This window comes from Vibrio sp. R10-SG3-ISO10 (assembly GCF_059834185.1).
Genome location: NZ_JCBDHG010000020.1, coordinates 270,132 through 283,261 on the forward strand (window position 1 = coordinate 270,132; position 13,130 = coordinate 283,261).

Annotated in this window: 10 protein-coding genes; all 10 read left to right on the forward strand. The window is 45.1% G+C overall.

The window, feature by feature from the left end; genetic code table 11:
• The first annotated feature begins 1 nt into the window (after nt 1).
• The 10 genes from tssF to tssA are packed head-to-tail and all read left to right on the forward strand — an operon-like array spanning nt 2 to nt 13,130.
• A complete protein-coding gene (gene tssF / locus AC6R16_RS11255; protein WP_500674400.1) occupies nt 2–1,771 on the forward strand; it encodes a type VI secretion system baseplate subunit TssF in 1,770 nt (589 codons plus the stop codon).
• Nucleotides 1,735–2,751 carry a type VI secretion system baseplate subunit TssG gene (gene tssG, locus AC6R16_RS11260; RefSeq protein WP_500674401.1) on the forward strand — a complete coding sequence of 339 codons (1,017 nt, stop codon included), beginning with the start codon at nt 1,735–1,737 and terminating at the stop codon, nt 2,749–2,751. The genes tssF and tssG overlap by 37 nt, the downstream gene beginning before the upstream one ends.
• Before the next feature lie 2 nt (nt 2,752–2,753).
• Nucleotides 2,754–4,238, forward strand: coding sequence for a type VI secretion system-associated FHA domain protein TagH (tagH, locus tag AC6R16_RS11265; protein WP_500674402.1), 1,485 nt, complete (start codon nt 2,754–2,756; stop codon nt 4,236–4,238).
• Nucleotides 4,239–4,240: 2 nt separating this feature from the next.
• Nucleotides 4,241–4,720, forward strand: coding sequence for a type VI secretion system lipoprotein TssJ (gene tssJ / locus AC6R16_RS11270; RefSeq protein WP_500640854.1), 480 nt, complete (start codon nt 4,241–4,243; stop codon nt 4,718–4,720).
• 5 nt (nt 4,721–4,725) lie between these two features.
• Nucleotides 4,726–6,060 carry a type VI secretion system baseplate subunit TssK gene (gene tssK / locus AC6R16_RS11275; RefSeq protein WP_171322572.1) on the forward strand — a complete coding sequence of 445 codons (1,335 nt, stop codon included), beginning with the start codon at nt 4,726–4,728 and terminating at the stop codon, nt 6,058–6,060.
• Nucleotides 6,061–6,063: 3 nt separating this feature from the next.
• A complete protein-coding gene (gene icmH / locus AC6R16_RS11280; RefSeq protein WP_171382080.1) occupies nt 6,064–6,837 on the forward strand; it encodes a type IVB secretion system protein IcmH/DotU in 774 nt (257 codons plus the stop codon).
• Between the two features lie 29 nt (nt 6,838–6,866).
• On the forward strand, nt 6,867–9,476 hold the full coding sequence (gene tssH, locus AC6R16_RS11285; protein WP_500674403.1) for a type VI secretion system ATPase TssH: 2,610 nt from the start codon (nt 6,867–6,869) through the stop codon (nt 9,474–9,476).
• 2 nt (nt 9,477–9,478) lie between these two features.
• Complete coding sequence (locus tag AC6R16_RS11290) at nt 9,479–11,074, forward strand: sigma-54 interaction domain-containing protein (RefSeq protein ID WP_500674404.1); 1,596 nt, start codon at nt 9,479–9,481, stop codon at nt 11,072–11,074.
• Nucleotides 11,071–11,715, forward strand: a complete 645-nt coding sequence (gene vasI, locus AC6R16_RS11295; protein ID WP_500674405.1) for a type VI secretion system-associated protein VasI — start codon at nt 11,071–11,073, stop codon at nt 11,713–11,715. The genes AC6R16_RS11290 and vasI overlap by 4 nt, the downstream gene beginning before the upstream one ends.
• 2 nt (nt 11,716–11,717) lie before the next feature.
• Nucleotides 11,718–13,130 carry a type VI secretion system protein TssA gene (gene tssA, locus AC6R16_RS11300; RefSeq protein ID WP_500674406.1) on the forward strand — a complete coding sequence of 471 codons (1,413 nt, stop codon included), beginning with the start codon at nt 11,718–11,720 and terminating at the stop codon, nt 13,128–13,130.

The window sequence follows — 13,130 nt, forward strand, 5'->3', positions numbered from 1 at the left end:
TATGACTCAAGATAAGTACTTCAGAGAGGAACTCGCCTTTTTAAAGGAGCAGGGGCGTGAATTCACTGAAATTCACCCACAGCTATCTCGCTTTCTCCACGGCAGAACCATGGATCCGGATGTAGAGCGTCTACTCGAAGGTTTTGCTTTCTTGACCGCTAGGCTCCGAGAAAAAGTGGAAGATGAATTCCCTGAACTCACTCATTCAATGATCAACATGCTTTGGCCCAATTATCTAAGGCCGATTCCAAGTATGAGTATTCTGGCATTTTCTCCGGATAAAAGTGTTAGTGAAAAACAGGTTATTCGTAAAGGGACACAAGTGGATAGTAAGCCTGTTTTTGGTACTAAGTGTCATTTCCAAACCTGTCGTGAGGTAGAGCTTTACCCATTGGGCTGTAATGATGTTAAAGCGCAACATACTCGTGAAGCGACAACCATTGATCTTACTTTAGATTTGCATGGTGATATCAATATCGGCAGCTCTATGCTTGATAAACTTCGCTTCTACTTGGGGGGAGATAAATATAGTTCTCAGATGCTTTATCTATGGCTAAATCACTACCTTGATAAAGTGAGCATCGATGTCAATGGCACTGAATTTCCATTAGCAGAAGGCAACTTTAAGACGGTGGGGTTTGAGAGCGAAGACGCTTTGCTGCCTTATCCAACCAATGTTTATGAAGGCTATCGCATCTTGCAAGAGTACTTGTCATTTTCCGAGGCTTTTCATTTCTTTGATCTGTCAGGGCTTGATAGGGCGATTCCGAAAAGTGTATCAGGGCGGTTTACGATAAAGCTTCATTTCTCGAAGACTTTGCCTGTCGACGTGCGGGTGACCAAAGAAAACTTCCAGCTCTACTGTACGCCCATTATCAACTTGTTTGAGCATGATGCCGATCCAATCTCGCTCTCTGGTCGTCAGTCAGAATATCGAGTTGTACCCTCGAGCCGTTATCCATCTCACTATGAAGTGTTCAATATAGAAAGTGTGTCAGGGTGGCAAGACACCACATCGAAAGGTAAACGAATTCGAGGTGCAAAGCGTGTGTATTCCTCTTTTGAAAGCTTCCAACATGAAGTGGAAAGAGTTAGAAACAGAACCGCGCTTTACTACCGAGCACGAGTAAAGCAGAGCATAAGAGGAGATGGCTTTGAATCTTTCATCTCATTTGTTCGAAGTGATGAAACAACTTCTGTTGATGTTGATGAAGCTGTATCGATTAAATTGAATTGTACCAATCGACTGCTGCCTCTGGAGTTAGGAATTGGAGACATTTGTGAGCCAACCGATACGTCACCACCGTTTGCGACATTCGCTAACATCTCTGTGCCGTCTCAATCGCTTAGGCCAGTTTTGGATGGCAGTTTGCTATGGACATTGATTTCTAACTTATCGCTCAACTATTTGTCATTGTTATCAAAAGATGCCCTTAGCAGCGTACTTAGAGCCTACGATTTTAAGGCTCTGGTCGACAGACAGGCTGAAAGAGTCTCTAGACAGCGTCTCGAAGCGATTCAAAAAATCGAATCGAAACCCGTAGATAAAATTCTTAGGGGACTGCCCGTACGTGGTCTTCAATCGACTTTATATATCGATCAGGCAGGGTTTGGCTCTGAAGGCGACTTATTCCTGTTTGGTACTGTTTTAAGCCATTTCTTTGCGTTGTACGCGAGCATTAACTCATTTCATGAACTGAATGTGGTCAATGTCACTAATCAAGAGAGGTATACATGGGGTACTCAGGCGGGGATGCAGCCACTGATTTAGTGGACCAAGCAGAACAGCCAGAGGAGGTTGTTATGCCAAGTGACGTCCATGATTACAATTTTTATCAACTGGTTGAGTTACTGCAAAAACTCAATGAGATGAACCCGGAGGGTGACGATTGGGAGCGCCAGTGCAGATTGGTGTTTAGTGCTAACCCAAGCTTAGGCTTTTCGCCCTCAGATGTAAGTCGTCTAGACACGCTCAACGACGAGAGAATGGTCATGATGACTAACTTTTTTGGTCTGTCTGGGGCGCAGTCACCACTACCAGGTTATGTGGTTGAGCAGCTATTAAATGAAGAACCTGGTGGATTCAAGAAGCCGTTTTTTGACTTCTTCAACAATCGCTTGATCAACTTAGTTTATCGAATCTGGCGTAAGTACCGCTACTTTGTACGTTTTCAGCCGGATGCACAGGATGATTTCTCAGCGCAGTTGCTTTCGCTAGTCGGTTTGGGATCTCCAGAATTGCGCGGAGATACCCCGATTAACTGGTGCAAGATGCTGGCTTACTCGGGAACGCTGGCTGGGCGTAGTCGCTCTCCACAAGTGGTATCGGGGATCATTGCGCACTGCTTTGATCTCGAAGAAGTAGAGATCCGCCAATGGACAAGGCGTACCGTAAAAATTGACCCTTCACAGCAATCTCGCGTCGGAGGTGCAAACTCCCAGTTAGGTGTGACATCAATGGTTGGGGAATCAGTGGTCGACTGCAATGGTAAGTTCACTATTTGCATTAAACAGTTATCGAGAAAGAAGTTCTCTGATTTTTTACCTTCAGGACAAGAGTACGGGCCGTTGTGCAAATTGGTTGAATTAATCTTACGTGAGCAAATGGCTTATGACCTAGAGCTAACAATGGACGATAACGAAGCGCCAGATTTCGTGTTAGGCAGTTCTGCGGATATTGCTCTTGGATGGACTTCATTCCTTGGATCCAGTGAACAAGAAAAAAGCGTACTAATTCAGGTAAGGCAGTAAAGATGGAAACGACTGAAACACTTAATTTAAATCTTTTGGTTATCAATGCGCAAAAGTTGGAGTCTGGGTTGACAGCGCTAATGCACTGGGATGCTAACGGCGGCGTGATTGGCTCGTCTTCAGCTTCTGCATGGATACTTAAAGATTCCAGTGGGCGTATTTACCCAGAACATTGCGAAATCGTTATGTTTGATGGTGCCTTCTGCCTAAGAGATTTATGCGGTGAAACCTACATCAATGGTACAGAAATGCCGGTCGGTAAAGGGTTACTCGCGAAATTGGTTCATAAAGATCAAATACAAATCGGACCTTACGAAATACGTGTCGCTTTAGGGGATCTAGAGGATGACAGCGCTACGGGGTCATTAACGAGCTTATTCGAAACCACACACTATGACCTGCTTTCAGATGAAGAACTCGATATCGAGCAAGATGATAAGAATGAGACAGATGAAAACGCAGAACCCTTGGCGGCACTGGATGAACTGATGGCAACCAATGATGAAGAGTCGCTGATTGGCGATGAGGTTTCCAAATCGCATGACGAGCTAGAACCTCAAGGATTAGTGCCTGAAGAAGATCTCACTTTAAGAGACCCCAATTTTACCGTGCAAGCTGACAGCGATAACGAGATTTCATCGTCAATGTCACTAAAACGAATTCTCAGTTTCGGCTTTGGTAGCAAGAAGCAGCCTAAGCAGCATAGCGCTAAATCAGACCGACAAGTATTCAATTCAGACCAAGCAGTAGAGCTTGAGTCTCAACAAACAACGACAAACAACGATTCAGAGGGCTTTCAAATGGATGAGCAAACACTAGATTTGCTAGAGGAAGAAGTAGCGAAGAGTATTCAACCAGAGCAAACGGCAGTTAAAAGCCCTGCGACGACAGGCGGGCATCTGTTAACGGGGCCAATGCTTAATGGTTTAGGAGCAAATGTTAACCATACTGACGACATTGAGCGTATGCATATGTTGTCACAGGAAATGGGTGAATCATTACAAGCCTGTATTCAAGGGATTTTAGATCTCCATCAACAGGTAAGTGAAGGGCGATTTGGTACCTTAAATCGCAACCTTCAGCCTATTGAAGATAATCCTCTTCGCCTTGGTCTGTCCTATGAAGAGACAATCAAAACGCTCTACGACTCTGAGAAAAGTGCTGTACACCTTTCAGCGCCCGCCGCTATTGAAGAGAGCTTGAAAAATGTACAAGCTCACAATGAAGCGATGCAGCATGCGACAGGCGAGGCGTTGACTCAAATTCTAGGCGCATTTTCACCACAAGTACTTCTGCGTCGATTCCAAAACTATAAGCGTTCACACCAAGACATCTCGCAAAACGGTGACGAGTGGGCGTGGAATATGTACTGCAATTACTACCAAGAACTGACATCACATCGTCAACAAGGTTTTGAAAAGTTGTTCTGGGAGATTTTTGAGCAAGCTTACGATAAAAAAATCCGCGAGAAACAGTTGGAGTTTTAAACGTGAGAAATTTGCTATGGATGTGCTTTCTCTCGATTTTTCTTACGGCTTGCAGTAGTGAACCTGAACCCTACGACCCGACTCAATTACCGACAAAAGTGACTTTCAGCATTGTTGCTCAAGAGGGGGTGAACCCAAGTATCTGGGGGCAGGCTTCTCCGGTAGAGATTCAGGTGTTCGAGCTGGTGGATGATTCGATGTTTATGTCATCGAGCTATGACCAGATGAAAGAAGATTATAAGAAAGCGCTGAAAAGTAACTTTGTCAAAAGTTACGACTACGTTTTGACTCCAGGTCAGTTCAAGTTCGTTAACGAAATAGAAGTTGATGAAGAGACCAACTATATCGGGATTATGGCTAACTTCTCTGATATCGAACTGAGTGAATGGAAAAAAGCTGTCAAAGTGTTGAACAAAGGTAGGGAGTATCACCTGTTGATGCTTCTTAGCGACTATGACGTCAAGTTGGAAAAGGTGGAATAAACAAGATGTTTTCACGAAATCGTGTTATTTGGAACGAAGGTTTGTTCATCAAACCACAGCATTTCCAACAACAGCAACGCTATACGGAATATTACATAGATGAGCGTTTAAGTTCTGTCAGTCGCTACTTGTATGGTGTTTCTGAGTTTTCTCTCAACCCAGAATATTTATCGTTTGGTCGTATCGCTATTGAGCGTGCCGTTGGCATCATGCCTGATGGAACGGCTTTTCGTATTCCTCAAGAAGATACGCTACCTGATGCGCTAGAAATTGATGACGCGTCTTTGGCTAACCAGCTAGTTTATTTAGCGATTCCTCTGCGCAGTGAGTCGTTGATGGAAATCAACTGGCCAGATACGCAAGGTACAGGCCGTTACGAAAGTCGCCGTCTTGAAGTGCGCGATGTCCATACCGTGCAAGGCGATATGACGACCATAGATGTGTCACCAATGCGAATCCAACTCATGTTGGAAAAAGAAGACAGAAGTGCTTATGCATCGATGGCAGTGGGGCGCATTCTAGAGAAACGACCAGATGGTAGTGTGGTCATGGATCCTGATTTTATTCCATGTCATCTCAATGTCGTTGGCAATTTGGCGTTGCACCGTTTCGTTAATGAGATATCTGGTTTGATGCGTGAGCGAGCCAAAAACATCGCTCAACGTATTAGCTCTCCATCTCAAGGCGGTGTTGCTGATGTGTCGGACTTTATGTTGCTACAAGCGCTAAACCGTTTACAGCCGCAAATTCAGCATTTGGCAGAGCTTAGAAGCCTACACCCTGAGCGTTTATTTGAGTGCTTGTCTACTATTGCGGGTGAGTTAGCCACCTTTACTGACGAAAGTCGTTTGCCACCTAAAGCGATAAGTTACAACCACGACATGCCAACAGAGTCTTTTTGGCCGTTGATCCGTAATCTACGTCAGTCTCTCAGTGTGGTTCTTGAGCCAAGAGCCGTATCTATTCAGTTAGATAAACGTAAGTACGGCTTGATGGTTGCACCGATTCAAGACCCTCAATTAATGGAGACGGCAGATTTCATCATTGCTGTTAAGGCTCGTATGCCAATGGATGAGCTGCGCCGTCAGTTTACTCAACAAACTAAAGTTTCTTCAGTTGAGAAAATTCGTGAGCTTATTTCATTGCAATTACCGGGTATCCCTTTGGTGGTGTTGCCGGTTGCTCCTCGTCAATTGCCATACCACGCTGGCTATACCTATTACCAACTTGATAAATCGAGCAGTGAGTGGGAGATGCTAACGCACTCTAGTGGATTTGCTTTCCATGTTGCTGCTGCCTTTGAAGAACTCGACCTTCAGTTCTGGGCCATTAGGAGTTAATCCATGGATATCAATAAAAAAGAGAGTAAGTACAGCAGCTTACTTTTCGATGATGTAGAAAAAATAAACCATGATCAGGATTATTGGTTTCAACTTAGAGGGAGTTTGTCTAACCCTTTAATTGATGCAGCGACGCCACTGCTAGGCTTGTCACTGCGTGTTAGACAGTTGTCTGAGTGCGAAAACATTGAAGCGATTTACGAGCAAACGATTGAAGAGATTAAAACCATCGAAATTGAGCTCACTGAGCAGGGCTTCGAACATGCGGTATTGATGGCTTACCGCTACATCTTATGTACGTTTCTAGATGAAGCGGTAATGGGAACCGAGTGGGGCTCTTCCACGGTCTGGGCTGAGCACTCGATGCTGTCACGCTTCCATAATGAAACTTGGGGTGGAGAAAAGGTTTTTACCATTCTGAAACGATTAGAGGCGGAACCGCAGCAATACAAACCACTGCTTGAGTTTATCTACCAGTGTCTAGTTTTGGGTTTTGAAGGCAAATATCGTGTTATTGAGTCAGGCAAGTTAGAGCGAGAAAAAGTCATTGCTCACTTACATAAACTGATTAATCAAGATCAAGAAGTCGATATCGCTCATTTAACCAGTGCAACTGAACACGTTGTGCGTTCGAAATACAAGCTAAGCAAGCAAATCCCATTATGGTCGATTTTTGCTGGTTTTGTATTGCTTTGGGTCGGCACTTTCCTTGGTTATAGCTACCTACTGCACGTCAAGACCAGTGACGTTATCGAACAACTAAATCAAATCTTATAAATAGAATAATTAAAGGCTAGGTGATTGCCGTGATACGTATTGAACTACCGACACTAATCTCAAAACTAAATGAACAAAGTAAGCTTGCACTAGAACAAGCTGCGACCGTGTGTATGGAGCGCCAGCACAGTGAAATTACGTTTGAACATTACCTTGAGGTTCTTTTAGACAACCCTCTCTCAGATATTCGAGTCATTTTTAAGCAGTCTGAACTGGCGATGGACGATGTTAAGCAAGCCATATCCAGTAGCTTTGTGCGTGATCAGTCTTTAGATAGCTACCCTGCGTTTTCTCCATTACTTGTTGAACTTCTTCAAGAAGCTTGGTTGCTGTCGACGACAGAACTGAATCAAACGGAACTTCGCTCTGGTGCGATTCTGCTTGCCGCTTTAACTCGCGCGGATCGCTACATGGAGCAGAAGCTGGTTCGTCTATTGGATGTGATTAACCGAGAAAGTTTGAAAAAGCACTTCGATGTGATTCTGTCAGAATCTTCAGAAACCCAAGTGGTTGAACAAACCAAGGGTGCTTTACCGACAAACGCCAATGCAGATACCTCTGTTTTAGCAAAGTACTGTACAAATGTGACCGAACAAGCGCGTCAGGACGAGTTAGACCCTGTTCTCTGCCGTGAAAGTGAAATCAATTTGATGATTGACATCCTCTGCCGTCGTCGTAAAAACAACCCTATTGTGGTCGGTGATGCAGGTGTTGGTAAAAGTGCCATGATCGAAGGACTAGCACTTCGTGTCGTAGCAGGCACAGTGCCTATGCAGCTTCAAGGTGTTGAGCTCTATTCGCTAGACTTGGGTCTACTGCAAGCAGGCGCGTCAGTGAAAGGTGAATTTGAAAAGCGCTTAAAAGGGGTGATTGATGCCATTAAGCACTCTCCAAAGCCAATCATCTTATTTATCGATGAAGCGCATACCTTGATCGGTGCCGGAAACCAAGAAGGTGGTGGTGATGCGGCTAACTTGCTTAAGCCTGCTTTGGCTCGTGGTGAGCTGTCGACCATTGCTGCTACCACATGGAAAGAGTACAAAAAGTATTTCGAAAAAGACCCAGCGTTAACGCGTCGATTCCAACTAGTTAAGCTTGACGAACCAAGTGTAGAGCAAGCGGTGGACATTCTGCGTGGGCTGAACTCGGTATACGAGAAAACTCATGATGTTCTTATTACCGATGACGCGCTAAAAGCAGCAGCTGAACTTTCTGTACGTTATATCTCAGGTAGACAGTTACCGGATAAAGCGATTGATGTTCTTGATACGGCTTGCGCACGGATTGCTATTAACCTAACGGCACCGCCAAAACGTTTGGCATTTATTGAAACTGCGTGCCATCAACGCCAACTTGAAATTGATATGCTCGAGCGTGCTCAGCTATTGGGCAAAGATGTGAATCAACAAAGACTTGATGAACTCAAAACAGAAGAAGTCGCTGATGAGCAAGAACGTGAACGTTTAACCGAGCAGTGGCAGCAGCAAAAGCAATTAGTTGAAGAGATTATTGAGCTTAGAGCTTCACTCAATGAAGTCAACGATGAAGAGCCGCTTACTGATGAGCAACGCAGTGAAACTCTAGCTCAAATTCGTACTAAGTATGAAGAGTTAGAAGCGATTCCACATGATGAACGTTTGATCCACCCTCAAGTTGACGCCCAGCAGGTGGCTGAGGTGATCGCTGACTGGACGGGTGTGCCTGTCGACCAGATGAACAGTGACGAGCTACACAAGATCACTCACCTAACTTCGATTCTTGGTGAAGCCATCAAAGGGCAAGATGTTGCGATTAAACGCGTTCATAAACATCTTCTGACTGCTCGAGCTGATTTGCGTCGACCAGGTCGTCCGAAGGGGGCATTCTTACTTGTCGGGCCTAGTGGGGTTGGTAAAACCGAAACCGTTGTTCAGCTTGCTGAAAACCTTTACGGAGGTAAACAATTCCTGACGACGATTAATATGTCTGAGTACCAAGAGAAGCATACTGTATCACGCTTGATTGGCTCTCCTCCGGGTTATGTTGGATATGGTGAAGGCGGTGTACTGACCGAAGCAATCCGCAAGATGCCATATTCTGTTGTCCTGCTTGATGAAGTTGAGAAAGCGCATCCAGAAGTACTCAATCTTTTCTATCAAGCGTTTGATAAGGGCGAGCTTGCCGACGGCGAAGGTCGCTTAATTGATTGTCAAAACATTGTATTTTTCCTTACCTCAAACTTAGGCTTCCAGACGATTGTTGATCATGAAGAGAAGTTAGATGAACTCGATGATGCGCTTTATCCAGAGCTAGCAGCCTTCTTCAAACCTGCATTGCTTGCTCGTATGGAAGTGATTCCTTACATGCCACTTAACCCAGAAGTTCTGGAACAAATTGTGCGTGGCAAACTGACTCGTCTAGAGAAACTGTTCAGAGAACGTTACGACGCTGAAGTGGTTATTGAAGACTCGTTGATCGATGAAATCCTGTCGAGAGCAACGCGTTCAGAAAATGGCGCTCGTATGCTCGAGGCAATTATCGAAGGCCAACTGCTTCCGCCAATATCACTGGCTCTATTGAATAAGCTTTCTGAGCAGCAACCAGTCACACGGATTTATTTAGCAGCTCAAGACGGTGAGTTTATCGGAGAGGTAGAGTAGCTATGTCTAATTGGCTAGAACGAGTGACTGACCTAATCGGAATCAAAACCAAACATGAGCTTACGGCGAAGTTTGCAATGATTCTTAGTGATGAACTCAGTCTATCACAATGCTTGATTCTAATGCCGACATCAGATGGTCGTCGATTGGTACCTCATGAAGGTCAAATCGACGCGTCTTGGGCAGTGAATGACTTAAACAATCCATTTGCGCATGTACTCCAAAGCGCGAAGAGTATGTCGCTCACTGCCGATGAACTTTTATTTTGGCAATCCGATCGAGCATTTGCTGAATTAGTGTCAAATGTTGGTATGTTTGAAAGTGTCTGCATTCAACCTTTACCACTGCGTTCCAATCAGGTTCAGCTCGTGTTGTTTATGTTGGGTGATGAGGGAGCCATTTCTAAAGCGTTTAACAACGCAGATGGCATCAAATTTATTGATGTATTTACTAAGCAGTGGAATTTGCTTGAAGAAATGGAGCGTGAGCAACGAGATATTCAAGTGCTTACCGAGTCATTAAATGACATGCAGCGAGATACCAAGCAAAGAGATCAAGCCGATCAACTTTCTCAGTCCCTGATTGGTCAGAGCCCAGTGATGCAGAGGTTACGTCAGCAGATAGTCAGTGCAGCTGAATCTCAGTTATCCGTTATGGTGCAAGGTGATACGGGGACAGGTAAAGAGTTAGTCGCTCAAGCTATTCACCAGCTATCGAGCCGCAATTCAGAGCCTTTGGTGGCGATCAACTGTGCGGCGATTCCAGAAAACTTGCTCGAAAGTGAACTCTTTGGGTATTGCAAAGGGGCGTTCTCTGGGGCTGAGTCGGATAGAAAAGGCTTAATTGCACAGGCAGATGGTGGAACGCTGTTCTTGGATGAAATCGGTGATATGCCGCTGTCTCTTCAGGCGAAGTTACTCCGTGTTCTCGAGACAAAACAGTTCAGACCTATCGGTGGTAAAGAGGAGCTCAGTTCAGACTTTCGCCTTGTTTCTGCAACCCACGTTAACCTGCTTGCTCAGGTGAGAAATAAACAGTTTAGGCAAGATCTATACTACCGCTTGTTCCAGTATCCGTTGACGTTACCCAAACTATCTGAGCGTCTTGAGGATATTGATCTTTTAAGCCAGCACTTTGTCAAAGAGTTCAACTTACAACATGGTACGCAGATTCGTGGTCTGCACTATCGAGCGTTAGATTGCTTAAAACAATACACTTTCCCTGGCAATGTGCGTGAGCTAAAGCACTTAATTGAATTTGGCTGTGCTCAATGTCGCGATGAGTTAGAAGTCAGTGAAGGAAGCTTTGCCAATCGTATTGCCTGCCTCAACTTTGAGTTACAAAGTGCGGAGCAGCCAGTCATGACTCAAGCACTTTCTCAACCGACATTTATTACTGATAACCCATACCCAGCACAACAAGGTGATTTCTCAGCTATCAACGATTTGAAACAAGCCATGAATGACTACGAGGAAAGTATCATTCGCGAGCGTTTAAATCAGTTCTCTGGTGATAGAGGCAAGGCTGCAAAAAGCTTGGGTATTCCCAAGCGAACGCTTGCTTATAAATGCCAAAAGCTGGAGATCAAAGCTGTATGAAGATGCTGAACTCGCTTGCTTTGGTGTTTACCGCCAGTGTGTTTGCAACAGGAGTTAGTGCTGCGGATACAACGACTACTATGCTGCTAGAAAAAGCGCAGCAATGCACCTCTATATCAGAGCGGTTAGAACGCTTGAGCTGTTTTGACGAGGCATTCCAAACGCCTACAGTGTCGAATCTTGCGGTCAAGTCTGATGACAGACCGCCAGCTTGGCATACCGCTTTTGATAGCTCGAAGGGGAGTGAACCTTTAAATGTTGTTGAGAAGGGCACCGAGAAAGAAGGGGATGCTTGGGTAACAGTGACCGCTAAGCATACTGATGGAGTGCCTTCCCCAGTTCTGATGATGAGCTGTATTAATAAGATCAGTCGTATCGAACTAGCGCTCCCACAAGCGATGGAAGACGCTCGGATTCGAGTTTCTGTGGCTGGTGGACCGAATCAAAGCTGGAGAAGTGACGATATTGGTGTTCTGTTCTCTTCAGCACGTGGGGTTCCGGCGATATCGATGATGAAGGTGATGTCTAGGGAATCAAGGCTGACTCTGCGCTCAAACTCACCGGTAGTTGACGGATTACAATTTGATACCACAGGTTTAAGCCAAGCTTTAAAACCGCTGCGTTCAAGGTGTGGGTGGTAGTAATGGAATTGACCCAATACCGAACAAGCATAGTTAGACCGATTAGTAGTGAATCTCCCGTGGGAGAGAGGCTATTAGATGAGCCTTTGTTTGATTTTGTTGAAGACCAAATGATGAAGGTCGGTTCTCTTTCTCATGCAAGCGTTCAATGGCAAGAAGTAGAGCACAGCGCAATTACCCTTCTAAATGAGAAGAGTAAAGACATCAAACTGCTGGTGTATCTACTACAGTGTTTGCATAACCAACTGACCCCTAGTCGTTTTATTACCTCATTTGGAGTGATGAGCGACTTTATTGAGCACTACTGGAATGATTGCTTTCCAGCGCCAGGCAAAAGAGGAAACCTGCCGCGCAGAAAATTCTTTAGCCAAATGTGTCAGCGATTCTCAATGGCCGTTGATAAATTTGACTTTGCCAGTCTAGACAGCCAAGACAGAGAAGAGCTCCAGCAAGCCGTGGAATGTTGGCAGAAAACGATAGAAGCCAATGAACTCTCTTCTGACGTCGCGGAATCTGTTGTGCTGACGATAGTCAATCAGCTCAAAAGAGCGCAAGAGCGAGAGAAGCTGCAACAAAGTACGGCGCAATCTGCCTCGTCTCATTCCACTTCATCTCAAACGCCTGCAACCACTGCACCTGCTCTAGCCGTTGATAACTCAAGTGATAAAGCAGCGAAACAAACTTTGTTGAAAGTGGCAGAGTATCTTTCTGAACAAGAGTCGGGAAGTGCTTTGGCAGTTCGAGTTCGCCGGCATGCGCTATGGGGCGCTATCACAACATTACCTGACCATGATCACCACGGAAAGACCTTGCTTCGCGGCATGCAAACGGAGCGAGTGAAAGAGTATCAAGATCAGTTGAAGCAACCCGATCTCGCGTTATGGAGAAAGGTTGAACAAAGTTTGACGATTGCCCCGTATTGGTTTGATGGTCAGTTAATGAGTCACGATATTGCCAAAGCGCTCGGTCAAGAGAGCTGGTGTCAGGCTATTCGTGAAGAAACTCAATCATTTATCCAACGCTTTCCAAGTGTCTCTGAGCTCAAGTTTAAAGATGGTGCGCCATTTTTGACTGACTCAGTGCGTGAATGGCTGGGTAGTAGTGAGATGACTTCTTCAGGCGGCAGTGTTTCGGGGAGTTGGCAAGAGCAGCGAGAGGAAGCCTTTAGCCTTGCTAAAGAAGGTGGTATTGCGGTTGCGATGTCGATGCTTAACGACGGGCTTGTCGCGGCGACTGAGCCTCGTGATCGTTTTTACTGGCGTTTGTTAAGCGCAGACCTTCTGCAACACAATCACCTGGATGCCATGGCCAAAGAACAGTATCAAACATTGAAACAAGAAATTATGCAGACGAGCGTCACCGACTGGGAGCCGTCTTTAATAGAACAACTAGAACGAAATACAGCGTCAGATTAA